The organism is Rhizobium favelukesii, from assembly GCF_000577275.2.
Lineage (GTDB): Bacteria > Pseudomonadota > Alphaproteobacteria > Rhizobiales > Rhizobiaceae > Rhizobium > Rhizobium favelukesii.
Genome location: NZ_HG916852.1, coordinates 149,483 through 173,415 on the forward strand (window position 1 = coordinate 149,483; position 23,933 = coordinate 173,415).

The 23,933-nt window shown below is 60.3% G+C and carries 23 protein-coding genes, 1 tRNA gene and 2 pseudogenes; 9 read left to right on the forward strand and 17 right to left on the reverse strand.

Annotated elements, in window-relative coordinates:
• Position 1 precedes the first annotated feature (1 nt).
• Complete coding sequence (locus LPU83_RS39000) at positions 2–637, reverse strand: trimeric intracellular cation channel family protein (protein WP_024313350.1); 636 nt, start codon at positions 635–637, stop codon at positions 2–4.
• A gap of 125 nt (positions 638–762) precedes the next feature.
• Between LPU83_RS39000 and LPU83_RS39005 the strand changes: the two genes are divergently transcribed.
• Complete coding sequence (locus tag LPU83_RS39005) at positions 763–1,245, forward strand: hypothetical protein (RefSeq protein WP_024313351.1); 483 nt, start codon at positions 763–765, stop codon at positions 1,243–1,245.
• Positions 1,246–1,250: 5 nt separating this feature from the next.
• On the opposite strand, the gene LPU83_RS39010 is transcribed toward LPU83_RS39005, so the two are convergent.
• From LPU83_RS39010 to LPU83_RS39020, 3 genes are all read right to left on the reverse strand, one after another.
• Positions 1,251–2,036: a YdcF family protein gene (locus LPU83_RS39010; protein WP_024313352.1), complete on the reverse strand. Its 786-nt coding sequence runs from the start codon at positions 2,034–2,036 to the stop codon at positions 1,251–1,253.
• Between the two features lie 64 nt (positions 2,037–2,100).
• Positions 2,101–2,811 carry a YoaK family protein gene (locus LPU83_RS39015; RefSeq protein WP_024313353.1) on the reverse strand — a complete coding sequence of 237 codons (711 nt, stop codon included), beginning with the start codon at positions 2,809–2,811 and terminating at the stop codon, positions 2,101–2,103.
• Between the two features lie 106 nt (positions 2,812–2,917).
• Positions 2,918–3,217, reverse strand: a complete 300-nt coding sequence (locus LPU83_RS39020; protein WP_024313354.1) for a hypothetical protein — start codon at positions 3,215–3,217, stop codon at positions 2,918–2,920.
• A gap of 445 nt (positions 3,218–3,662) precedes the next feature.
• On the opposite strand from LPU83_RS39020, the gene LPU83_RS39025 reads away from it, so the two are divergent.
• Positions 3,663–3,851 carry a hypothetical protein gene (locus LPU83_RS39025; RefSeq protein WP_141652536.1) on the forward strand — a complete coding sequence of 63 codons (189 nt, stop codon included), beginning with the start codon at positions 3,663–3,665 and terminating at the stop codon, positions 3,849–3,851.
• 112 nt (positions 3,852–3,963) lie between these two features.
• Here LPU83_RS39025 and LPU83_RS39030 read toward each other — a convergent pair whose 3' ends face one another.
• The 4 genes from LPU83_RS39030 to LPU83_RS39045 form a co-directional block, all read right to left on the reverse strand.
• Positions 3,964–4,404, reverse strand: coding sequence for a GNAT family N-acetyltransferase (locus LPU83_RS39030; RefSeq protein ID WP_225039781.1), 441 nt, complete (start codon positions 4,402–4,404; stop codon positions 3,964–3,966).
• 75 nt (positions 4,405–4,479) lie between these two features.
• Entirely contained in the window at positions 4,480–4,755 is a 276-nt protein-coding gene (locus tag LPU83_RS39035; protein WP_024313357.1) for a type II toxin-antitoxin system TacA family antitoxin, read from the reverse strand.
• Between the two features lie 318 nt (positions 4,756–5,073).
• Positions 5,074–5,149 (reverse strand) — tRNA-Ala (locus LPU83_RS39040).
• A gap of 148 nt (positions 5,150–5,297) precedes the next feature.
• Entirely contained in the window at positions 5,298–5,687 is a 390-nt protein-coding gene (locus tag LPU83_RS39045; protein ID WP_024313358.1) for a TIGR02300 family protein, read from the reverse strand.
• Positions 5,688–5,926: 239 nt separating this feature from the next.
• Between LPU83_RS39045 and LPU83_RS39050 the strand changes: the two genes are divergently transcribed.
• The 3 genes from LPU83_RS39050 to rpsA all read left to right on the forward strand — a co-directional run bounded on the left by LPU83_RS39050 (position 5,927) and on the right by rpsA (position 9,095).
• A complete protein-coding gene (locus LPU83_RS39050; protein WP_024313359.1) occupies positions 5,927–6,568 on the forward strand; it encodes an FMN-binding negative transcriptional regulator in 642 nt (213 codons plus the stop codon).
• Positions 6,569–6,576: 8 nt separating this feature from the next.
• The gene (gene cmk / locus LPU83_RS39055; RefSeq protein ID WP_024313360.1) at positions 6,577–7,224 is read left to right on the forward strand and encodes a (d)CMP kinase; all 648 of its coding nucleotides are present in this window, start codon (positions 6,577–6,579) and stop codon (positions 7,222–7,224) included.
• 167 nt (positions 7,225–7,391) lie between these two features.
• Positions 7,392–9,095: a 30S ribosomal protein S1 gene (gene rpsA, locus LPU83_RS39060; protein WP_007798943.1), complete on the forward strand. Its 1,704-nt coding sequence runs from the start codon at positions 7,392–7,394 to the stop codon at positions 9,093–9,095.
• Positions 9,096–9,185: 90 nt separating this feature from the next.
• Here rpsA and LPU83_RS39065 read toward each other — a convergent pair whose 3' ends face one another.
• The 3 genes from LPU83_RS39065 to LPU83_RS39075 form a co-directional block, all read right to left on the reverse strand.
• On the reverse strand, positions 9,186–10,724 hold the full coding sequence (locus LPU83_RS39065) for a hypothetical protein (protein ID WP_024313361.1): 1,539 nt from the start codon (positions 10,722–10,724) through the stop codon (positions 9,186–9,188).
• A gap of 229 nt (positions 10,725–10,953) precedes the next feature.
• On the reverse strand, positions 10,954–11,580 hold the full coding sequence (locus LPU83_RS39070; RefSeq protein WP_024313362.1) for a ribonuclease D: 627 nt from the start codon (positions 11,578–11,580) through the stop codon (positions 10,954–10,956).
• 74 nt (positions 11,581–11,654) lie between these two features.
• A complete protein-coding gene (locus tag LPU83_RS39075) occupies positions 11,655–12,461 on the reverse strand; it encodes a MerR family transcriptional regulator (RefSeq protein WP_024313363.1) in 807 nt (268 codons plus the stop codon).
• Positions 12,462–12,655: 194 nt separating this feature from the next.
• On the opposite strand from LPU83_RS39075, the gene LPU83_RS39080 reads away from it, so the two are divergent.
• Complete coding sequence (locus tag LPU83_RS39080; protein WP_024313364.1) at positions 12,656–13,933, forward strand: 4-aminobutyrate--2-oxoglutarate transaminase; 1,278 nt, start codon at positions 12,656–12,658, stop codon at positions 13,931–13,933.
• Between the two features lie 35 nt (positions 13,934–13,968).
• Positions 13,969–15,450 carry an NAD-dependent succinate-semialdehyde dehydrogenase gene (locus tag LPU83_RS39085; protein ID WP_024313365.1) on the forward strand — a complete coding sequence of 494 codons (1,482 nt, stop codon included), beginning with the start codon at positions 13,969–13,971 and terminating at the stop codon, positions 15,448–15,450.
• A gap of 83 nt (positions 15,451–15,533) precedes the next feature.
• Here LPU83_RS39085 and LPU83_RS39090 read toward each other — a convergent pair whose 3' ends face one another.
• Positions 15,534–15,977, reverse strand: coding sequence for a PACE efflux transporter (locus LPU83_RS39090; protein WP_024313366.1), 444 nt, complete (start codon positions 15,975–15,977; stop codon positions 15,534–15,536).
• A gap of 115 nt (positions 15,978–16,092) precedes the next feature.
• Positions 16,093–16,302: a SlyX family protein gene (locus LPU83_RS39095; protein WP_024313367.1), complete on the reverse strand. Its 210-nt coding sequence runs from the start codon at positions 16,300–16,302 to the stop codon at positions 16,093–16,095.
• 179 nt (positions 16,303–16,481) lie between these two features.
• Here LPU83_RS39095 and uxaC point away from each other — a divergent pair, with 179 nt between their 5' ends.
• The gene (gene uxaC, locus LPU83_RS39100; RefSeq protein ID WP_024313368.1) at positions 16,482–17,897 is read left to right on the forward strand and encodes a glucuronate isomerase; all 1,416 of its coding nucleotides are present in this window, start codon (positions 16,482–16,484) and stop codon (positions 17,895–17,897) included.
• Entirely contained in the window at positions 17,894–19,348 is a 1,455-nt protein-coding gene (locus LPU83_RS39105; protein ID WP_024313369.1) for a mannitol dehydrogenase family protein, read from the forward strand. The genes uxaC and LPU83_RS39105 overlap by 4 nt, the downstream gene beginning before the upstream one ends.
• 136 nt (positions 19,349–19,484) lie before the next feature.
• Here LPU83_RS39105 and LPU83_RS39110 read toward each other — a convergent pair.
• From LPU83_RS39110 to LPU83_RS39125, 4 genes and pseudogenes are all read right to left on the reverse strand, one after another.
• Positions 19,485–21,143 (reverse strand): annotated as a pseudogene (locus LPU83_RS39110) (GcvT family protein); the annotation flags it as partial.
• Positions 21,143–21,679: pseudogene (locus LPU83_RS39115) on the reverse strand (protein kinase family protein); the annotation flags it as partial. The pseudogenes LPU83_RS39110 and LPU83_RS39115, both read right to left, overlap by 1 nt.
• A gap of 65 nt (positions 21,680–21,744) precedes the next feature.
• Positions 21,745–22,824 carry an ABC transporter ATP-binding protein gene (locus tag LPU83_RS39120; protein ID WP_024313372.1) on the reverse strand — a complete coding sequence of 360 codons (1,080 nt, stop codon included), beginning with the start codon at positions 22,822–22,824 and terminating at the stop codon, positions 21,745–21,747.
• A gap of 24 nt (positions 22,825–22,848) precedes the next feature.
• A complete protein-coding gene (locus LPU83_RS39125; RefSeq protein ID WP_024313373.1) occupies positions 22,849–23,922 on the reverse strand; it encodes a Gfo/Idh/MocA family protein in 1,074 nt (357 codons plus the stop codon).
• Positions 23,923–23,933 lie beyond the last annotated feature (11 nt).

Below are 23,933 nucleotides of genomic sequence, written 5' to 3' on the forward strand. Positions count from 1 at the left end.
TTCACATCACATCATCAGGGTGCCGGCCGGGCTTGGCTTTGTAAGTTGGAAAGGTCCAGCCAAAATACAGCGCGCCGCCGCGCACTGAGAATGCCGCGATCACGCCGACCGCAGAGGCTGCATAAAGTGGCAGGTCGAGTGCGTGTGCAGCCGTAAATATGCCGCTGCCGACGAGTGCTGCCGTGATGTAGATTTCAGGCCGCAACAGCACAGACGGTTCATTTGCCAGGAGATCGCGCAGGATGCCGCCGAAGGTCGCCGTCAGTGTCCCGGTGACGATGCCGATCGTTGGCGATCCCGTGGCGGCGAGGCCCTTCGCCGCACCCATCACGCAATAGGCGGAGAGCCCGACGGCATCCAGCCAGATCAGCAGGCGATAACGCGACTCGACAAGGTGGGCGGTAAAGAACACCAGGATGCCGACGGCGCAGCAGACGATGACGTAGGTGGGATTCAGAACCCAGAATACCGGCACGCGACCAAGGACAATGTCACGCACCGTGCCACCGCCGGTGCCGGTAACGATCGCAAAGAAGAGAAAGCCGATCAGGTCGAGCTGCTTGCGTGAGGCCGCGAGCGCTCCCGTTGCCGCAAAGAGCGCAACGCCGGCATAATCCACGTAGACGAACAGCGGCATGCAGTCCTCCAGAGCCGACACGTATCTTTGCGAAATATGAATCACGGCGGCAAGGGCGGCGCAAGGCGGATCACGCAAACTGTTCGGCCAACAGCGTCCTTATCCGACCAAAAGAGAAGCCCCTCGTGAAAACGCTCCTGATCGCTTTGAACATTGCCGCGCTGCTCGCCGCTCCCGTTGCGGCTTTTGCCCAGCAATCCCTTATCTCGGACCCGGAGATCTATGAGAAGAAGCACTTCCAGGAGCAGTGCACCAAGGCCGAATTCTCGGATGGCTTCGTCATCCGCCAGGATATCAACAATGACGGCCTGATCGATGCCGTCGTGAACGAGGGCGAGCTGACCTGCGACGGCGAGAAGGGCCCACAGTGCAATGATGACGGCTGCACCTACAATTTCTATCTGCAGGTCGCCGAAGGTGGCTACTTCATGATCGCGACCGCCCAGGTCTATGGCTACGACTTCGTGAAGCGCTTCGGCAACATGGTGCTGGCAATGAAAATGCATCCGCGCTTCTGTGATCGGCCGGATGCCGACAAGGGGAAGGAGCCCTGCATCGTCACAGCCCGTGTGCGCGGCACCAAGTTCGTGACGATCTCCAAGAAATAGCTCGTTCAGCCGGGATAGAGCTCTGAGGTACGGCCGGCAAGGTAGTAGCCGACAAGCCCGAACCATTCGCGGATAGCCGTCGCCAGGTTCTGCGAATTCCGGCTCGGTTGCGTGAAGTCGAGGCCAAGCCTCTCCCGCCCGTCGGTGCGGTAGTCTGTCGGCCATGGCATCACGTCGATACCAAGCTTGCGGAAGATGCCGACCGAGCGCGGCATATGATAGCCGGAGGTGATCAGCAGGCAGTTCGAAAGGCCTTGGCTCGCCAGAAGATCCTTGGTGTTCATGGCGTTTTCGAAGGTCGTCCGTGACGTCGTTTCTTCAACCAGGCGTTCCCTAGTGATGCCGAACATCGGGAAGAAACGCGCCGATATCACCGCGTCGCCTTCATAGATGCCGGAGATCGATCCATCGCCGCCTGAAATCAGGATTCGCGCCTGCGGATATTTCTGTGCCAGGCGCAGCGCCTCGACGAAGCGATCGGCGCCGGCATTGAGCTCTATACCATGGCGCGCGGTATTCACTTCATTCTCGAAAGCGCCGCCCAGCACGATCATGCACTGCAGGCTGGCCGGATCCTGCGGTTTTACAAACCGACCCTCCAGACCCTGCAGAAGGTAGTTGCCGACGGTCGTGTAGAGCGTGACGAACAGGATGAAGCCCGCAATCGCGGAGGAAGCGAGGCTTGTCGAGCGCCAGCGGACAAGGCCCGCCACCAAGGCAAGCACGACGAAAAGAAAAGCGAGCGACAAAGGTTGCCCGAACACCCAGACGAACTTTGAAAAGAGAAACAAGGATGCCTTCCTCCAGCGGTTTCCACGCGCCTCTATCTGAACCGGTGGGGCTTTATTGCGACCGTCACTTCATGCGCGTTGCCGAACGTGGCGCGGCGTTGAACCGGCGTTGCGTACGTTTCGGAATCAAGAGGGTAGCGAGCGCAACCAACATCGCAAAAACAGCAATCAGCCACAGCGCCGCTGCCCCCGCGATCTGTGTCAGCAGCGCCCCAACGATAGCTCCAGCCAGCATGCCGACCCAAGGCACGATCTGGATGGTCCAGTCCACTCGCCTGTCGCCGACGATCCAGCGTCCGAGACCGCGTCCGAAACGCGAGAGAGCTCCTGTCACATAAGTCAGTCCGATCGGTAACCCTTCGATCTGCTCTACCGCCGCGTTCACCATCCCCATCGAGGCAACGACGAGATAGAAACGCGGAATCGCCAGGCTCTCGCCCGCCATGAGGGAGGCCGTTGCGAGCACGATGCTGACGCATGAAAGCACAACAAACGTACGACGGTCGGCAAAATAACCGAGCACGATGCCGGCGGCATTTCCAAGCACGAAGACTACGATCGCCAAAAGAAGAATGGTTGCATGTCGCAGGTTGCCATCACCGAGTGACAAGGCAGCGCGCGTCGTGTTGCCCGTCATGAACGACACGAAGTCTCCTGTCAGTGCGAGGCCCGTCGCATCCGTCATACCAGCCAGAAAGGAGATCGCGCCGGCAAGGGTCAGGCCCGTTGCCGTTCTGCGCGTATGAATGATCCGCCGCCGTTTTTCTCGTGTCATTGAACCAAGGCTCCGCTCCGCCGGACAAGGCGGCATCGAAACCATAGCGGGTGTTGCTAAAGAATTGGCAAAGCAATGGCGCGCGAAGCGCTACGGAACCTGTTGTTCAGTTGACGGTGGCTGGCGATCTCGCGACATCCGGCGTGCTCAGCACATAGGTCTGCTCCATCAGGTCGCGATGGCGCTTCGGCCAAGCGAAGCCGGTGGGGGCCGGGAGGTAGGTCTTGGGAAGAAAAATGTCTTCGCTGTCTTTGCGATTCAGCATACCCACCAATTCATCGCCTTCCTCGGCGGTAACCATATCCATGACAAACCCGTCGAGCACGGCTTTTTGGCCGGTGACGTCGTCAAACACTGTCCAATAGATGTTGAGGTTCTTGTGCAGGCTATATCTCTGGGCTTCCATGGGAGAATCCTCCAGCTTACCGAAATCGCCAGGCTTCTGCGCAGAATTGGATGGTGGCGCAGTACCTTTGAACACCCTGATAGAAGACCATGATCGCTCCGCGAAATGAATCGCACAGACATATAGACAGCCTATCCATTCGGATAGGATCTGGTGGACCTTTGCCAGACGCGCATTCCGACACAGGCGTTTCAATGGAATATGACGAGGCGGTACTCGATGTTCGGAAGATTCTGCTGGCTTCTGGGAGATAGCCCACGAGATTGAGGCACTAAAGGAGCCCAGCCTAAGAGGCTTCGCCTTCGAGGCGAGGAAACGCGCCAGCGAGGATCTGGAACATCGGCACCTTTATACTGCTCTCGCTGACTCTGCCGTGGACCGTTTGGAGCTGCTGAAGAGGCAGAAGACAGGGAAGGGCATCTGGTATGCTGTCTTGGAGGTCATCATGACGCGCCCGGAGGGATTTTCGGAAACCATACAAGTCTTGCATGAGCGATGTGATGGACGAGACGCCGCGGTTGTTGTCACTCGAAAACTGCTGGTTCGCCACGCCGAGATATTCAACGACTACACTGATCTGGAAGTCAGCGTGATGACCGACTTAGAGTGGGAAGTGCGCGCCTTTCCGGAGTAAGGCCGCCGTTAGCTCGCCGATTGCTTGGGCTCCGATAATGTAGGTTTTCGGAAGTCAGAAACGTGCCCAGATCACCAACTAGGGATAGAAGGGGTGCGCCTTCTGCGTGGTGTTAGCCTGTGGCCTCGTACAAGGAAGCTGCAATGTCCTTAGTCGGCAGAATGAGACGCCGCTCCATGTTCTTCGTCTCCTGGAAGCCGAATTTTTTATAGAAAGTGACGGCATCATCATCGAGAGCGTGGATTATCACGGCGCGAAAAGCGGCTACTTGCGCGGCGGATACCACACTCATGAGCGCGTTTTTGAGGAGTGCTTTGCCAAGGCCCTTACCGTGATGATCGGCATCAACCGCAAGTCGGGCTAGAACGGCAATCGGAATCTCGGTGGGAGATTTAGACCCTTTCACCGATCGGGAAACATCGTTTCGGTGTATCATGCCTGCACAAACCGAATGGTAACCTACGACTTTGAAGTTTTCGTCCGCAATTACAAATGTACGGGTGTATCCCTGCTCCTGATTATGTAAGGCCATTTCCTTTAGCCACGAATCCAAGGAGGGCTTCCCCGACGAGAAGCCCTCAATGATGTGCTGATTTGTAATAGGGCAAGGCTTCCGATACGGCAAACGTCAGTCCATCCAATCTACTTTGGTCTGAAAAAGCTTGACCAAGTTGTCTCTGGCTACGCCTGGAGCGGCAAGCTGCTCACTTACAGCTTCAAACACGTCAGCGGAAACGCCTATGAATCGTTGATCTAGCAACTCTTCTTGCGCGGTATATACAGAGGCTTCGGTCATGAACGCAGTTATGCTCTTTCCACAAACCTCAGCAGCACGTGCAATTAGATCATGCGTTTCCGGTTCAATCCGAAGATTGACGGTTTTGGTTTTCCTAGGAGCGGACATCATACTTCTCCATCAATCGCACAGTTGATTTTGGTTTGTGCGACGTACTCGATGAATGTTCGAATACGACCGTGTGTAGTTAATGTAAATACGCTTCTATAATTTTCAATTACTGAAAAGGTTGCATTTCCGCTATTGCGCTGAATCCATTTCCGGATTTTTGTCATTGCGTAGGTTGGTGCGCCGACCCTATGAGCGCAGAGGAGGATACTGATTTCAGAAATCAGCGCTCGTACTTCCCTGGTGCTTCCCCGGAACGAAGTCAATTTCGTCACGACCGAAGCCAATCAATATGAAATTGATTTTGCAGGGAAAATTTGGTGGAGCTAAGCGGGATCGAACCGCTGACCTCTTGCATGCCATGCAAGCGCTCTCCCAGCTGAGCTATAGCCCCATCAAGGCGGTCCGGCGTGGCCGGTCCTGGGATGCTTCGCGAAGGCTTGCCTCGCGGAGTGGCGGCTTATTACTTCCGGTTTTTGGAGATAGCAAGCCAAAAAGATCGGCCCGGCGAAATTTTCTCGTCCGGGCCGAGACTTATCGGATCAGACTTCGTCTTCGTCGCCGGTGACGCCGATGATATCGCTCATGTCGTCATCGTCGTCGTCTTCGTCGGCTTCGAGGAAGGTGTCGTCGTCATCATCGCCTTCGATTTCGACGTCGTCATCGCCCATATCTGGAATGTCGTCGCCAGATGCGCCCTCATCAGCGTCCTCGAGCGAAACCAGTTCGACTTCCGTGGTTTCGGTATCGACTTCCGCCACTTCCTCTTCATCCTGGACTTCAGCCGCTGCGGCAGCAGAGGTTTCCTCGAAGAAGGAGAGGGGATAGGACTTGCCGGTGTAAGGAGAAACAATCGGATCCCGGTTCAGGTCGTAGAACTTCTTGCCGGTTTCCGGGTCGGTACGCTTCGTTCCAAGTTCAGCTTTCGCCACTGTAAGCCTCGTGAGAATGGCCGAATCACGATTCGGCAAATGCCGTGAAAACCGGCGTGCTATTCGGAATTTATAAGCCGGTCCCCATAATCGTTGCAGCACTGCATGTCAAAGCCAAACTTCATGCATCGCTCATGCGCGCCGGATGACCGGCGCCGCCATTTGTGGTAGTGAGCCGGCGATTGTTCATTTGCAGGGCAGATCGGCGTGCGGCCGGCTGCCGGAATGGGTGTCAGACAATGTACCAGCCGCCGCATTTTCGTGAGGAAGACTTAGGTGTTCAGCACGCCTTGATCCGGGCGCATCCGCTCGGCTTGCTGATCACGGCGGGCGCAACGGGCCTGATGGCCAATTCGGTTCCCTTCCATCTGGATGCCGCTGCATCCGAGAAGGGGATCTTGCGTCTTCACCTCGCCAAGGCCAATCCGCAGTGGCGCGATATCGAGGCGGGCGCCGATGTGCTTGCCGTCTTCCAGGGCGCCGATGCCTATATTACGCCGTCCTGGTACCAGACGAAGCAGGAGACCGGCAAAGTCGTGCCGACCTGGAATTACGCCATCGTGCAGGTGAGGGGCAAGGCGCGCGTCATCGACGATGCCGCCTGGCTGCTAGCGCAGATCAACGCAATCACCACGCAACAGGAAGGACCGCGTGACAGGCCCTGGGCGGTCGGCGACGCGCCGGATGATTTCATTCGCGCGCAGCTGAAAGGCATCATCGGCGTGGAAATCGAGATTGCCGCGATCGAAGGCAAGTGGAAGGTAAGCCAGAACCGACCGGTTGCCGATCGCGAGGGGGTTGCTGCCGGTCTCGGCGAAGGGGCCGGTCAGGCCGATATGGTCGATCTCGTTCGTCGCTACGGCGGGCTGACGGAGAAATGAACGGACAGATGACCTCTAGACACTTTACGATCGCCATCGATGGGCCGGCCGCTGCAGGCAAGGGTACACTCTCGCGCCGCATAGCGGAGACCTACGATTTCCATCATCTCGATACGGGCCTTACCTACCGCGCCACGGCAAAGGCATTGCTTGACGCCGGCCTGACGCTCGACGACGAGGCGGTGGCGGAAAAGATGGCTCGCGAGGTTGAACTGGCCGGTCTCGATCGCGATATACTCTCGAAGCACGAGATCGGCGAGGCGGCCTCGAAGATCGCGGTGATGCCTGCGGTGCGGCGTGCACTGGTGGAGGCACAGCGGCGATTCTCGAAAAAGGCGCCCGGAACGGTGCTGGACGGCCGTGATATCGGTACCGTCGTGTGCCCGGCGGCGCCGGTGAAGCTCTATGTGACGGCAAGTCCCGAGGTTCGGGCGAAGCGCCGCTACGACGAGATAAGAGGCAAGGGAGGCATTGCCGATTTCGATGCCATTTTCGAAGACGTCAAGCGTCGCGACGAACGCGACATGGGGCGGGCCGACAGCCCTTTGAAACCAGCGGAAGACGCGCACTTGCTTGATACGTCGGAAATGAGTATAGAGGCGGCGTTTCAAGCTGCGAAATCGATCATCGATGCAGCTTTGAGCCGAAATACCTGAATTCGAGCGGCTTGCCCAAGCTCTGCCTGGGTCGCTTTTGAAGACTAAGCCTGAAATTCCGTCCAAGCGCCGGATTGCCTCCAGACAGGAGGCGGACTGGGTTCAGGCCCGTTCAACACGAACCAACCGGCGCACACGTATCCGGATTCGGATATGCAGGAGATTACATGTCAGTAGCTACTCCCTCTCGCGAAGATTTCGCGGCTCTTCTCGAAGAGTCCTTTGCCAAGCACGACCTGGCTGAAGGCTATGTCACCAAGGGCATCGTAACGGCAATCGAGAAGGATTCTGCCGTTGTCGACGTCGGCCTCAAGGTCGAAGGTCGCATCCTACTCAAGGAATTCGGCGCCAAGGCCAAGGACGGCTCGCTCAAGGTCGGCGACGAAGTCGAAGTTTACGTTGAGCGCATCGAAAACGCTCTCGGCGAAGCTGTTCTGTCGCGCGAGAAGGCTCGCCGCGAAGAAAGCTGGATCAAGCTCGAAGCCAAGTTCGAAGCTGGTGAGCGCGTTGAAGGCGTCATCTTCAACCAGGTCAAGGGCGGCTTCACGGTCGACCTCGACGGCGCGATCGCCTTCCTGCCGCGTTCGCAGGTCGACATCCGTCCGATCCGCGACGTTACCCCGTTGATGCACAACCCGCAGCCCTTCGAAATCCTCAAGATGGACAAGCGCCGCGGCAACATCGTCGTATCGCGTCGTACGGTCCTGGAAGAATCCCGTGCCGAGCAGCGTTCTGAAATCGTTCAGAACCTCGAAGAAGGCCAGGTTGTTGACGGCGTCGTCAAGAACATCACCGATTACGGTGCGTTCGTTGACCTCGGCGGCATCGACGGCCTGCTGCACGTCACCGACATGGCATGGCGCCGTGTGAACCATCCGTCGGAAATCCTGTCCATTGGCCAGCAGGTCAAGGTTCAGATCATCCGCATCAACCAGGAAACCCACCGCATCTCGCTCGGCATGAAGCAGCTCGAGTCGGATCCGTGGGATGGCATCCAGGCCAAGTATCCGGAAGGCAAGAAGATTTCCGGTACCGTCACGAACATCACCGACTACGGTGCGTTCGTCGAGCTGGAGCCGGGTATCGAAGGCCTGATCCACATCTCGGAAATGTCCTGGACCAAGAAGAACGTTCACCCCGGCAAGATCCTGTCCACGAGCCAGGAAGTCGAAGTCGTCGTTCTCGAAGTCGATCCGTCCAAGCGTCGTATTTCGCTCGGCCTCAAGCAGACGCTGGAAAATCCGTGGGCAGCCTTCGCTCGCAATCATCCGGCTGGCACTGAAGTCGAAGGCGAAGTCAAGAACAAGACCGAATTCGGCCTGTTCATCGGCCTTGACGGCGACGTTGACGGCATGGTGCACCTCTCCGACCTCGACTGGAACCGTCCAGGCGAACAGGTCATCGAAGAGTTCAACAAGGGCGACGTCGTCAAGGCTGTCGTTCTCGATGTTGATGTCGAAAAGGAGCGCATCTCGCTCGGCATCAAGCAGCTCGGCAAGGATGCTGTCGGCGAAGCAGCAGCTTCCGGTGACCTGCGCAAGAATGCAGTCGTTTCCTGCGAAGTCATCGCAGTCAACGACGGCGGCATCGAAGTGAAGCTCGTCGACCACGAAGACATCACTTCGTTCATCCGCCGCGCAGACCTGTCGCGCGATCGCGACGAACAGCGTCCGGAACGCTTCTCGGTTGGCCAGGTTGTCGACGCTCGCGTCACCAACTTCTCCAAGAAGGACCGCAAGATCATGCTGTCCATCAAGGCTCTGGAAATCGCGGAAGAGAAGGAAGCTGTCGCTCAGTTCGGTTCGTCCGATTCCGGCGCTTCGCTCGGCGACATCCTCGGCGCGGCTCTGAAGAACCGCGGCGGCGAATAATCACTAGCCTCAGGCTTGAAGACGAAAAGAACCCGCCGGAGCGATCCGGCGGGTTCTTTGCTTTTGTGCTGGTGTTGTCGCGGTCTCTGGTTATTCCCAGTCGACCTTGCGCCGGTAGAGCGTATAGGCTTCGTCCATGCTCGCAGCCATTGGTAGGGCCGGTGCCGGACGGTGAGGCAGTGTCCCAGCCTTGATCTGGCTTTCCCGGGCGGCCATCGCGGCGGCTTCATCATCCGTGACGATATCGGCCTCGCTATCATTCGGGGGATCGCCTTGCTCGGCATCCTCCTCCGACGGCTCGCCGCCGTTGTGGTCTTCGCGATACATCTCACGGGCGCCGCTGTCGTCGGCCTCGTCCCTCGAGAATTCGTAGGGCTGCATCGCGTAAGGCACGCCCTCGACGATCTTCATGAGCACCGGTACATAGGTTTCATCGATCGCCTGCTGCACCATCAATGGCACCGGCACTGCCGGTGCAGAGTGTTTCTTCGCGGCGGTGGCGGCTGTTTCGGTCGCCGGTTGTTCTGCGACAAGTGGCGATTGATGCGCCACGCCATCCAGCGGCGCGTGCCGATCGGGGAGGGTGGCCAATTCCTCCGGGAGATCAGCAGGGACCGTCTCGCCGAGGATGATGTCGATTTCGACTGCGGGATCTGGATCGGCAGCCTCCAGCAACGCTTCCGTTTCCTGGTCCTGAATGATTGCAACGATCAGCCTTGTCGTGTCGTCCGAGAGTGAGGCTGGTATCGCCGGCCAGCTCTTCGGAATGATGGGATCGCCCTTGGACGCTGCCCGCGGTGTGTCCGCTTGTGCGGTTGCGTGCGCAAAATCCGCGGCTTCCTCGGGCGGTATGGCCTCTTGCAAATCCTGGCCGAACTCGGTGCGCGCCTCTTCAGGGGGCACCTCGACAGTCAAGTTCGCGATCGGCTCGTCAACGACTGCAGATTCTTTGATGAGTTGGACCTGCTCGCCGTCGGCACCGATATAGGCAGCTGCAACAAGTGATGCCGGCGGCCGTGGAGCTTCCGGTTCCTGCTTCGTCGTCAGAGGGCGTGCCGCTCCGGCGAGACTGTCGCGCTGGATGCTGATTTCAGTCCGCTGCTCCTGGCGTAGCGGAGAGGCGTCGTTCTGGCCGTAGGAGCGAACAACGGCGCGGGCTGCGAGATCGTGATCCTTGTAGCGGATGGTTTCGAGATAGGTGGCGATGCGGGCGGCTTCCGGTCCGTCCGGATTCCGAAGCGCGGCTGCGAGCAGGCGCACAGGAACCGCTTGGCCTTGCATCGCAAGCCGACGCTCGACTTGCTCTATCTTCGCCGGCGGCAACTTCTGAATTGCAGCGGCCAGCCGGGAGGTAAACGCAAGGGCAGTTTCGTCGTCCTCACGCCGGATTGAAAGCGCCTCGCCCGTGGCATTGAGTACATCGAGAAGGGCGTCGACCATGCGCGCCCGCACAGCCAGCAGGAGAATGTTGAGCTTGCCGGCAACGGCAGAATTGAGATCCGCGCCCTGAATCTGATGCACGGGAGCGACTGCACTGGCAGCACCCACGAGGCCGTCGGCGCTGACCGCCGCAGTCTGGCCCTGGGAGGAAAAGCTCGCATTTGACGCTGAACGAACCGGAGTCAACATGTCATGCTCCTTCTTTCGTAAAGTGTGGTGAAAGCAGGTTACAGGAGGGCCGCGCTCATCCGGCCTTTCGCATTCCCCAGCAGTTCCTCCTGCCTGACTCGGTGCTCCATCGCACCGTCGAATGCATAAAAATTAATGAGTATCCTAGCGAAACGGCGTTAAAGAATCGCTAATGGCCGGCGCGCGGCACGCCGCGCCCGGTCCAAATCGGGCAAGATCCGGGAACGTTTCAGCTGTGCGCGAAGATGTCGGCTTCTTCCCAGCCGAGCAGGTCGAGCTTGGCGCGTGTCGGTAGGAACTCGAAGCAGGCGATGGCGTGGTCGATGCGACCGTCGCGCACCAGCCGCTCGGTCAACTTGTCGCGCAGTGCGTGCAGGTAGAGCACGTCGGAGGCGGCGTATTCCAGCTGCGCCGGCGACAGCGTCGCGGCTGCCCAGTCGGAAGACTGCTGCGCCTTGGAAATATCGACGTCCAACATTTCCTTGAGATTATCCTTTAGGCCGTGCCGATCGGTATATGTGCGGCAAAGGCGCGAGGCGATCTTGGTGCAGAAGACCGGCTGCGTGGTGACGCCGAAGGCGTGGAACAGAACGGCGATATCGAAGCGGCCGTAGTGGAAAATCTTCTGGCGGGAGGTATCGGCGAGCATGGAGACGAGGTTCGGCGCTTCCTTTTGGCCGGCAGCGATGCGGATCACGTCGGCCGAGCCGTCGCCTGCGGAAAGCTGCACGACGCAGAGTCGGTCGCGGCGCGGCACAAGGCCCAGCGTCTCGGTGTCGATGGCAATCGCTCCGGTGTAGCGGGCGGCATCTGCCGCGGAAATATCGCCTTCATGGTAACGTATGGTGGCTGCCATCTGCCTCGTCTCTCATCCGAAGTGTCTGTCAGGGCGCTATAGCGCAAAGACATGGCCGGCGATACCGTTAAGGATCAGAATGTCGGCGGTGTATTGATCCAGATCAGGATCGTCTCGCCATCGTGGCGATTGCGCCAGGAGTGATAGCGGCGGCTTTCGAAATAAAGCGAATCGCCAGGCCCGAGGTCGAAGAACTGGTCGGAATCGAGAATCAGTTCCAGCCGCCCCGAGAGCACATGCATGAACTCCTCGCCATCGTGCCGGTAAGCGCCTTCGCTCGCCGCACCGGGTGCCAGCACGAAACGGTGGCAGTCCATCATCGTACGACCCTCGGCCAAAAGTTGTACGGTGACACCCGGCGTCGTTTCCGGCCAAGTGCGCCAAGCCCCGGCGCGGACGACCTCGGGCACGGCATCGCGTTCCTCGCCGGAAAGCCGGGAAACCGTCGTGCTATAATATTCCGCAAGATCGTGCAGCGTCTTGAAGCTCACACCCTGGGATGTGCGCTCGAGCGTCGACAGCGTCGATGCGGCAATGCCGACATCGCCTGCGACCTGGTCCAGTGTCTTGCCGGCGGCATGGCGCAGACTGCGCAGCCGCCGTCCGAGATCGGAGGCATCCGCTGCATCGGAACTGTCCGAGGGCTCTTCGCTTTCCAACGCCTCGCGAATGGCCGCCGGATTGAGCCCGCGCGCAGTTCGATACCAGGCTATCTTCTTTATCCGTGCCACGTCTTCGGCGCTGTATTGTCGGTGTCCGGTCGCCGACCGATCCGGAACGACGAGGCCCTGGCTTTCCCAAAGGCGCAAGGTCGATGCGGAAACACCTGCCGATTTTGCCGCCTCGGCTACCTTGTAGCGCACGGGCGTCCCATTGCTCATAAGCCAAATATTCCCGGTTCGTTTGAGGCCGTATCGGCCCTCGTTTTCTTGAGCGACCATCGCCGAAAATGGCGACGGTTTGAAGCAGAAAATGGCGCTTGCATTCTTGCAGGAAAAATGTAGGTATTTTCTATACACCTTGCAGAATTTATGCAAGATCGCTTCGATTCATTCCAGAGCGCAGGAGCGCACCGATGACCGCGACCACCCTTACAGACCGGAAGAATGCTGCAATTTCCCGCGGCGTCGGAATGACCACGCAGATCTATGCCGATCGCGCCGAAAACGCCGAGATCTGGGATAAGGAAGGTCGCCGCTATATCGACTTCGCGGCCGGCATCGCCGTCCTCAATACCGGCCATCGCCATCCGCGAGTGATCGCTGCCGTGAAGGATCAGCTCGATCACTTCACCCACACCTGCCATCAGGTCGTTCCCTATGAGAGCTACGTGCATCTGGCGGAGCGGCTGAACGCGCTGACGCCCGGCGATTTCGCCAAGAAGACGATCTTCGTCACAACAGGTGCCGAAGCCGTCGAGAATGCCGTGAAGGTCGCGCGGGCGGCGACCGGCCGTTCTGCCGTCATCGCCTTCGGGGGCGGCTTTCATGGCCGCACCTTCATGGGCATGGCTCTCACCGGCAAGGTCGTGCCTTACAAGGTCGGTTTCGGCGCGATGCCGGGCGATGTCTTCCATGTGCCGTTCCCGGTGGAGCTCCATGGCGTAACGCCTGAGCAATCGCTTGCAGCCTTGAAGAAGCTGTTTGCCGCCGATGTCGATCCGCAACGCGTTGCCGCAATCATCATCGAGCCGGTGCAGGGCGAGGGTGGCTTCTATGCGGCGCCGGTTTCGTTCATGAAGGCACTGCGCGAACTCTGCGACCAGCACGGCATCCTCCTGATCGCCGATGAGGTCCAGACCGGCTTTGCGCGCACCGGCAAGATGTTCGCGATGGATCATCATGAGGTCGCACCCGACCTGATGACCATGGCCAAGAGCCTCGCCGGCGGCTTCCCGCTGGCAGCCGTCACCGGCCGCGCCGACATCATGGATGCGCCGGGACCGGGCGGCCTTGGCGGCACCTATGGCGGTAATCCGCTTGGTGTCGCCGCTGCTCACGCGGTTCTCGATGTCATCAAGGACGAAGATCTCTGCAACCGCGCCAATCAGCTTGGTAGCCGCTTGAAGCAGCGTCTGGAATCGTTGCGCGAGAGGGCGCCTGAGATCGTTGATATCCGTGGCCCGGGCTTCATGAATGCCGTCGAATTCAACGACAGAACGACGAAGCTGCCGAGCCCCGAATTCGCCAACAAGGTCCGCCTGACCGCGCTTGAGAAGGGCCTGATCCTGCTGACCTGTGGTGTCCATGGCAACGTCATCCGCTTCCTTGCCCCGATTACCATCCAGGACAGTGTCTTTGGTGAAGCGCTGGACATTCTGGAAGCCTCGATCCTCGAAGCAAGTGGCAAGTAGGCGCGCCGACCCTCTCTGCCCTGGAGTTACATGACATGGCATTCACGACTGCACTGACAAAGCACGTACCCTTCTCCTCGCCCTTCCTGCGCGATGCCGGTTACATCAATGGCACCTGGACAGCCGGTGGCGCCAGCAAGACCTTCGATGTCCTCAATCCTGCGACCGGTGAGGTTCTGGCCTCGCTGCCCGACATGGGTGCCGCCGAAACGCGGGAAGCGATCGATGCCGCCTATGCCGCGCAGCCGGCCTGGGCCGCGCGCCCTGCCAAGGAACGCGCCGGGATCCTGCGCAAATGGTTCGATCTGATGGTCGCCCATGCCGATGAGCTGGCTGCCATCCTCACCGCTGAAATGGGCAAGCCTTTCGCGGAGGCCCGTGGCGAGATTCTTTACGCCGCCGCCTATGTCGAATGGTACGCGGAGGAAGCCAAGCGCATCTATGGCGAAACGATCCCGGCGCCGTCGAACGACAAGCGCATGATCGTCATCAAGCAGCCCGTCGGCGTCGTCGGCACGATCACGCCCTGGAATTTTCCGGCAGCGATGATCACCCGCAAGATCGCACCGGCGCTAGCCGTCGGCTGCGCGGTTGTCTCCAAGCCGGCCGAGCAGACGCCGCTGTCGGCACTGGCACTTGCAGTTCTTGCCGAGCAGGCCGGCATGCCGGCCGGCGTCTTCAACGTCATCGTCGGCGAGGACGGCCCGGCGATCGGCAAGGAACTCTGCGGCAACGAGAAGGTGCGCAAGATCAGCTTCACCGGATCGACCGAGGTTGGCCGCATTCTGATGCGCCAGTGCGCCGATCAGATCAAGAAGATCAGCCTCGAGCTCGGCGGCAACGCGCCGTTCATCGTCTTTGACGATGCCGATCTTGATGCGGCGGTCGAGGGTGCGTTGGCGTCGAAGTATCGCAATGCGGGCCAGACCTGCGTCTGCGCCAACCGCCTCTATGTCCAGTCCGGCGTCTACGACGCCTTTGCCGCCAAGCTTTCGGCGAAGGTCGAGACGATGGCGGTCGGTGACGGCTTCAAGGCAGGCGTGACGATCGGCCCGCTGATTGATGAGCAGGGGCTGGCGAAGGTCGAAAGCCATGTGGCGGATGCCGTCTCGAAGGGGGCCAGGATCCTGACGGGCGGAAAGCGCGTCGAAGGTGCCGGCACCTTCTTCACGCCGACCGTGCTCACCGGCGTTACCCGCGAGATGAAGGTCGCGCGTGAGGAGACGTTCGGTCCCGTCGCGCCGCTCTTCCGCTTCGATACGGTCGAGGATGTCATCGCCCAGGCCAACGACACCGAGTTCGGTCTCGCCGCCTATTTCTTCGCCGGTGACCTCAAGAAAGTCTGGCGCGTCGCCGAGGCGCTCGAATACGGGATGGTGGGCATCAACACTGGTCTGATGTCGACGGAAACGGCGCCTTTCGGTGGCATCAAGCAATCCGGACTTGGCCGCGAGGGCTCGCGTCACGGTGCCGAGGACTATCTCGAGATGAAATATCTCTGCATGGGCAATGTCTGAGCGACATCTGGCTCAGATGCTTTGAGACAATACTCAAGGGATCGCCGGCAGCGGCGGTCCCCTTTTCTTCGGTTGCGTGATGCCTAGCTTTGCGATGCTTGCGCTGCGGGCTGCCAATCCGGCAGCGGGAAGACACGGTCATAGGCCCAGTTGACGACCAAGGCGTAGACCATGTAGAAAAGCGCGAACGACACGTCCATCATCAGGGCCTGAATGACACTGACACCGAGGTACCAGGCGATCATCGGCAGCAGCGCCAGCAGCAACCCCACCTCGAACATGACCGCGTGCGCCACGCGGATGCCGACGCTCTTGCGCGTACTGCCGGTCAGACGCTGCATCGAATGATCGAAGCCGAGATTGTAAATATAGTTCCACATCGTCGCCAGCGTCGCGCCGACCACGCCGACCACGCCGATATCGGCAATCGGCATGCCGAAGGCGAGCGCGCCGAGCGGCGTGACGAGCGCGAGTCCGATGAGTTCGAAGCTGATGGCGTGACGGATACGATCTGCGGCTCTACGCATATTTACCCCCGGCGGGAATGTTCGGGTCGTCCCGAGGTGATGCCCGTAGAGGGGAGGTCGTCCTCACCGCCCTTTAATAGGTATTCCGGCCGCCGAAAACAAGGGCGGAGCTTGCTCAGTAGTGCGGCGGCTGCGTAATTGCTGGGGCTTCCAACGATTGCTCCTCGAGCGACAGGAAGCGTTCCGTCAACCGGTCAAGCTTGGCGCGCGTCTGTTCCATGACCTTCCATTGCTCGGCCAGCTGCTCGGACAATTCCTCGATCGTCTTTGCCTGATGGGCGACGATTTCCTCGAGTTTCGTCATGCGGCTCGTCTCTTCGGACATGGAACCTCCTTGCCGCAACCGGCCAATGTCATCTGCACCTGAAAAGCGGAAATAGTCCGTGCGGTCAATCATTTCGAGAGGGAAGTGCGATTTTCAGAAGTGAACCGTTTAGTTACTAAAAGCCCTTGCCGCGTTCCAAGTTGTGGGGTAGGCCGGTAACCCTTCAGGGAGGAATTCTCATGGATGTTGGAAACGGCTTTCTTCATCCGGACCGGCTCTTTCCGGCCGATCCGACAACACGCACGATCGCGCGGGACCTTTACGAGACCGTCCGGACGCTGCCGATCGTAAGCCCGCACGGCCATACAGAACCCTCGTGGTTTGCCGACGACAAGCCTTTCGACGATGCATCCTCGCTCCTCGTCATTCCGGATCACTATCTCTTCCGCATGCTGCATAGTGTTGGCGTCAAGCTCGACGATCTCGGCGTACCGCGCCTCGACGGTAAGCCGGTCGCCAAGGGCCGTGACATCTGGCGCGCTTTCGCTGCGCAGTACCATCTCTTCCGCTGCACGCCCTCCAGCCTGTGGGTCGATCACGCGATGTCGGCCGTGCTTGGTTGCGAGGAACCGCTGACGCCTGACAATGCCGATGCGCTCTACGACCACATCAACGCGCAGCTGGCGCTTCCGGAGTTCCGTCCGCGCGCCCTGCATAAACGTTTCGGCATCGAGACGATCGCCACGACCGAAGGCGCACTTGACCCACTGGTTCACCACCAGAAAATGGCGGAAGACGGCTGGATCGGCCGCGTCCGCACCACGTACCGCCCGGATGGCGTCACCGACCCGGATGCCGTCGGCTTCCGCGAAAACCTGGTGCGGCTTGGCGAACTGACCGATTGCGACGTGACGAAGTGGGACGGGCTGATCGAGGCTCACCGCAAACGCCGTGCCTATTTCCGCCAGTACGGCGCAACCGCCACAGACCACGGCGTTCCGGCGGCGTTTACCGCCGACCTGCCACTGGCCGATAAGCAGCGGCTGCTCGACAAGGCGCACAAGGGCACGCTGAGCACTGAGGATGCGGAGCTCTTCCGTGGCCAGATGCTGACCGAAATGGCCGGGCTTTCGGCCGAAGACGGCATGACGATGCAGATCCATGCCGGCTCGCGTCGTAATACCGACCGCGAGCTGTTCCAGACCCGCGGCCCGAACATGGGCGCCGATATCCCGATGCCGACGGATTGGGTCGGCGGGCTCGCTGCGATGCTTGCAAAGTATGGTCACGCCCCTAGCCTGCGCGTGCTCCTGTTCACGCTCGACGAGACGACCTATGCCCGCGAGCTGGCGCCGATGGCGGGCCATTGGCCGTGCCTGATGATCGGTCCGCCCTGGTGGTTCCACGACAGCCCGAACGGCATCCGCCGCTATCTCGACCAGGTGGTCGAGACGGCCGGTTTTGCCAATCTGGCCGGCTTCAACGACGACACACGCGCGCTTCTGTCGATCCCGGCACGCCACGATGTCTGGCGCCGCGAGGTCTGCCGCTTCCTGGCCCAGTTCGTGACGGAACACCGGATGTCCCGAAAGGAAGCAGAAATCGTCGCCGGCGAACTCTCCTATGGAAACGCGAAGAAGGCATACAAGCTGTGACCGAACGACTGACGAGCCTTTCCGGCCTCGCGCCGACAGCCAAGCTTCCCCACTATGATCGCGATGCGTTGAAGCCGGGCATCCTGCATCTCGGTCCCGGCGCATTCTTTCGCGCGCACTTCGCCCCCTTCACCGATGGCGCGATTGCGGCGGCCGGCGGCGACTGGGGCATTGAGGTGGCGAGCCTGCGCACAGCCGACGTTGCCGATCACCTGAACGAGCAGAGCGGGCTCTACACCATGCTCGTGCGCGATACCGCGGGCACGACGGCGCACGTCATCGCCCCGATCCTGCGCGCCCATGTCGCGACCCGCAATCCTGGCGATCTGCTCGCCAAGCTTGAGGATCCCGCCATCCGCATCGTCAGCTTGACGGTCACCGAGAAAGCCTACGGCTTCGATTCCGCCACCGGTGGGTTGGACCTGAAGCATCCCGACATTGCCGCCGACCTCGCCGACCGCCATGCGCCGCGCGGAGTCGTCGGCTATCTGGTCGAAGGTCTTTCTCGCCGCCGCGCCAAGGGCATCCCACCCTTCACGCCGCTTAGCTGCGATAACCTACCAAGCAATGGCGCCGTTTTGAAGCGGCTGGTGCTCGACTTCGCCGAACGAGTCGATCCGGACCTTCGGCAGTGGATCGAGGACAACGTTCCCTTCCCGTCGACTATGGTCGATCGCATCACGCCGGCAAGCACGGATGCCACCTATCGCGATGCCGAAAGGCTGACGGGCAGGCGGGATATGGCAGCGATCGAGACCGAACCTTTCACCCAATGGGTGATCGAGGACCACTTTGCCAATGGCCGCCCGGATTGGGAGCAGGCCGGCGCTCTGATGGTCGAAGACGTCTCCGCTTATGAAAAGATGAAGCTGCGCATGTTGAACGGCGCGCATTCGCTGCTCGCTTATCTCGGCTATATCGGCGGCTATGAATTTATCCGCGACGTCATGGATGATGTCGGCCTGGCAGCCCTTGCGCGCCGTCACATGAACGCCGCTGCCGCAACCTTGGATCCGGTGCCTGGCATCGCTCTTGAGGCCTATGCTGACGAGCTGATTGCACGCTTTGCAAACAAGGCGATCGCCCACCGCACCTACCAGATTGCCATGGACGGCACACAAAAGTTGCCCCAGCGCCTTCTCGAACCCGCCTCCGAAGCTGTGGCTGACGGCGGCAAGGCAGAGACCTATGCGATCGCGGTGGCCGCCTGGATGCGCTACGCACTTGGCGCTGACCGGAACGGTGAAAGCTACGAACTGCGCGACCCGCGCGCCGCCGAGATAGCAGCGCTGCTGGCCGACGTGCCGCGCAATGGGGGCGCTGTATCGAAAGCTCTGTTCGGGCTGCCGGGCCTTTTCCCGGCTGCGCTGACCGACAACCTCGGCTGGACGGAGGATGTGGCGAACAAGCTGGAGATCTTGATCCAGGACAACAGGTTGCCGTTGTTTTGATGGCGCACGTCATCCCTTCGCAGCAGAAGACTCCCCACCGCACAAAAAGAGTCTTTTCGCCTCGCAGACGTGCGTCGGCTGGATTCTTGTGACAAGCACAGCAATTCGAGTCTCAGGCCGTCCTTCTATTGCCTTGTCACGCCTTTGCGCGGGCCATCTCAGGATCGTAGAGGGGCTCGAGCGATGCCCGGTAGGGCACGCGCTCGCGCGCCACGTCAAGTTCGTAGCGGCCGGACAGCACGAAGTCTTCGGTCACGCCTTCCGGATTGCGGACATAGCCGTAGCCGATCGGCTTGCCGATCGTGTAACCGAAGCCGCCGCTGGATAGCCAGCCGACACGCTTGCCGTCGCGATAGATGGTCTCGCGGCCGAGCAGAACGACATCTGTGTCCTCTGGTACGAAGCATGCAAACATCTTCTTGACGCCCGAAGCCAACTGCCGCTCGATCGCCTCGCGGCCGCGAAACGATGTGGTCTTTCTGGTCTTCACCGCCCAGCCAAGCCCGGCCTCGATGGGCGTATGATCCGGCCCGATATCGGAGCCCCAGGCGCGATAGCCCTTCTCTAGGCGGCAGCTTTCGATGGCGCGGTAGCCGGCATTCATGAGCTGCAACGGACCGCCCGCCGCCATCAGCGCGTCATAGACGGTTGTTGCGTATTCGACCGGCACATGCAGTTCGTAGCCGAGCTCGCCGACATAGGTGATGCGCAGCGCCCGTACCGGGCAGCCGGCGATGCCGATGGTCTTGACGCGGCCGAAGGGGAAGGCAGTGTTGGAAACGTCGTTGCTTGTGACCGTCTCCAGCACTGCGCGAGCGTTTGGTCCCATCAGCGACAACACCGAATAGGCGGAGGTGACGTCAACGAGTTCGGCATGCATTCCATCTGGAATATTGCGTGCGATCCAATCGAAGTCATGCGTCGCGAAACCGGTGCCGGTGACGATGTAGTATTCGTCGTCGGCCATGCGGGCGCAGGTGAGGTCGCACTCAATGCCGCCCTTGTCGTTCAGCATCTGCGTATAGATCAGCGAGCCGACCGGTTTTGTCACATCGTTGGAGGCGATCCACGACAGAGCCGCCTCGGCATCGCGTCCCTTCAGCACGAATTTGGCAAACGATGTCTGGTCGAAGATGACGGCCGCCTCGCGCACTGCCTTGTGCTCGCGGCCAACGGCATCGAACCAGTTCTGGCGGCTATAGGTGTAGATATCCTTCGGCTCCTCGTTGGCGAAGAGATCGGCAAACCAGTTGGGCCGCTCCCATCCAAGCTTTTCACCGAAGCAAGCACCTTGCGCCTTCAGCCGGTCGTAGAGCGGCGATTTACGGCAGGGCCGGCCACTTGAATACTCTTCGAGGGGGAAAGCCAATGTGTAGTGCTTGCCGTAAGCTTCCAGCGTGCGGGTGCGCACCCAATCGGTATCGAAATGCGGGCGGCCGAAGCGGCGAATATCGACCGGCCAGAGATCGTAGGGCGGTTCGCCGTTAGCGACCCATTCGGCGAGGGCCATGCCGGCGCCACCGCCGGACGCGATGCCGAAGGCATTGAAGCCGGCGCCGACGAAGAAGTTCTTCAACTCCGGTGCTTCGCCGAGAATGAAGTTGCCGTCAGGCGTGAAGCTTTCCGGGCCGTTCAGCAGCTGTTTCACGCCGACGTTTTCGAGCGCCGGGACACGTCCGAGAGCCTGTTCCATGATCTGCTCGAAATGCTCGAAATTGCTATCGAGCAGTGTGTAGTGGAAGCCCTCGGGAATCCCGGCTTTCGCCCACGGTATCGGGTTGGGTTCGTAACCTCCAGCATGTCGTTATGACCGAAGGCGATCTCGAACGGACCGCCAGCCGCTTCCAGCCGTTCGGCCTTTGCCAGCAGGTCCGGGAAAAGTTGACGATAGGGGCTGTTGGCTGCTTCCAGATTGGCGATGTAATCGCGAATGACATGAAAGACCCAGAAGATCGCCGCCGCGCCGCGAAATTCACGGGCGATATCGTGGTGGCAGGCGCGCACCAGCGGTATGACACGCTCCAACATCTCTGAGCGTCGCAGGTCGTCAGGCAAAAGCGCCTTCGACTCGATGTAGTCGAGAACAAGCACGCCCGGCGCATGATGGATAACAGCCGGCGAAAGCCCCGCTGCATGTGCGGCCTGGCTGGCGGCAAGCTCGTTCTGGCGGCTGATATGGTGAACGGGGATATCTTCCCCCAGCCGGACCACGCGACGCACCGCACGATCCCGCACGAGATAGTTCCGGTTGGTGATGCCGCCGGCGATCGGCACAATTTCAATCGGACCCTGCCAGATGCCGAGCGCATGAATCCGATCTTCAGGCGTCACGCTTTTCCCTTTCGTGGCCTATCCTATTGAAATCATGGCCAGAGCGGGATCGGCTGTCAAGCGCGCTAGATGGCGGCGCCTGATGCGTCGAAGACGTGGCACCGCGCCGGGTCGAAGGAGGCCTTTACGTTCGTCCCGCGCTCCACCTTCTGCTGTCCGTCGAGCGCGATCGTCATCTGCTGGCCGTCCGGCGTCTTCGCGTAGAGCATGGTTGCGCCGCCGAGGTTTTCAACGAGGTCGATATTCACGGTCGCAAGCGTGATGCCGCTGTTCTCGAGGACCGAAAGATGCTCCGGACGAATGCCGAAGGTGACGTTCTGGCCGGCTTCTGCCTTCAGCCGCCGAGGCAGGCGAACGGAGTTGCCGCAGACGTTGATGGTCGTCTCGGCCTCCCCGGGCTGCTCCACGCGCGCCTGTAGGAAGTTCATCTTCGGGCTACCGATGAAGCCTGCCACGAAGCGGTTGGTCGGATTGTTGTAGAGGTCGAGCGGCGCGCCGATCTGCTCGATGCGGCCTGCGTTCAGCACGACGATCTTGTCGGCCATGGTCATGGCCTCCACCTGGTCGTGGGTGACGTAGATCATCGTATTGCCGAGACTGCGGTGCAGACGGGAAATCTCTACGCGCATCTGCACGCGCAATTCCGCGTCGAGGTTGGAAAGTGGCTCGTCGAACAGGAAGATGCGCGGCTCGCGCACGATCGCGCGGCCGATCGCCACGCGCTGGCGTTGGCCACCGGAAAGCGCCTTCGGCTTGCGTTCCAGTAGTTTCTCGATCTGGAGGATTTCAGCCGCGCGTTTCACCTTTGGCTGGATCTCGGTCTTCTTGTAGCCGGCCGTCTCAAGCCCGAAGGCAAGATTCTTGTAGACCGACATATGCGGATAAAGCGCATAGGATTGGAATACCATCGCGATGCCGCGCTTGGCCGGCGCCACCTCGTTCATTCGCTCGTTGTCGAGCAGAAGCGCGCCGCCGGTGATTTCTTCAAGCCCGGCTATCATGCGCAGCAGCGTGGACTTACCGCAGCCGGAGGGGCCGACGAAGACCGCGAACTCACCGGGATCGATCTTCAGGTCGATGCCGTGGATGACGTCCAGGGCGCCGTAGCGCTTCTCGACTTTCTGGAGAACGACGCTTGTTGCCATGATCTCAGGATCCTCCCTGGTCCGTTATTTCGTGCGGGCACGCCAGTCGGCGTACTTGGGGCTGTCCGATCCGATCGGCAGGCTGACTTCGCGGCCGGTATCGGACGATTGATAGATCGCAGTGACGAGTTCCAGTGCGCGGCGCGCATCCTGGGTCGTCACCGGCAGCGGTCCGTTGCCGCTGAGATAGGTATGAAAATGCTCCATCTGCGTGGTGAAGCGCGGTGCGACCGGCTGCCAGTTGCCGATGACGGCGTCGATGCGCGCCTGCACATCATCATTCTGGACGATGATCTTCCAAGGGTCCCTACCCGGCGAGTAGGGCTCGTGATTGCTCTCGAAGGTCACGTTCTCAAAGTGCAGCCGCAAGCGACTGATCTGCTCCTGCGAGCCCAGCGTGCAGGAGAGCGACACGAAGGCGCCGTTCTTCATCAGCAGGCTCGCCGAGGCGCAGTCCTCCACCTCGATGTCGTTGACGCGGGTCGCAACGCGGCCGAACACCTTCGAGACCGGCCCCATCAGATGCAGCAGCATATCGTGCAGGTGCAACGCGTGGGTCACCAGCACGCCACCAAGCTCGGTCGCCCATTTTCCGCGCCATGGAACCGAATAGTATTCGGGCGTGCGCAGCCAGAAGGTTTCGACCGAGCCCATGTAGGGCTTGCCGGCGATGCCGGCGTCGATGATCCGTTTCGCCTTCTCGATGCCGTCGCCATAGCGATATTGGAAGATCGGCATCAGCGTGCCTTTGGCCGTCTTTTCCGCTTCCATGATCGTGTCGACGCCCGAGAGCGAGCCGGTCAGCGGCTTCTCGCAGATGACGTGCTTGCCGGCTGCCAGCGCCGCCACCACTTGCTCGAGGTGGATGCCGGGCGGCGTGCAGATGTCGACGATATCGACGCTCTCGTCGCCAAGCACATCGGCAAACGAGGTCGTGCGCTTGGCGATGTCGAACTCATCGCCGATCTCGCGCAGGCGCTCCTCGTTCAGGTCGCAGATCGCTACGACCTTGAACTTGTCGGGATGCGGCACGTAGCCTTCAACGATGTGGGAGCGGCCGATGCCGCAACCCACGATCGCAACTCTCTTGATACTCATATGACCTGTAC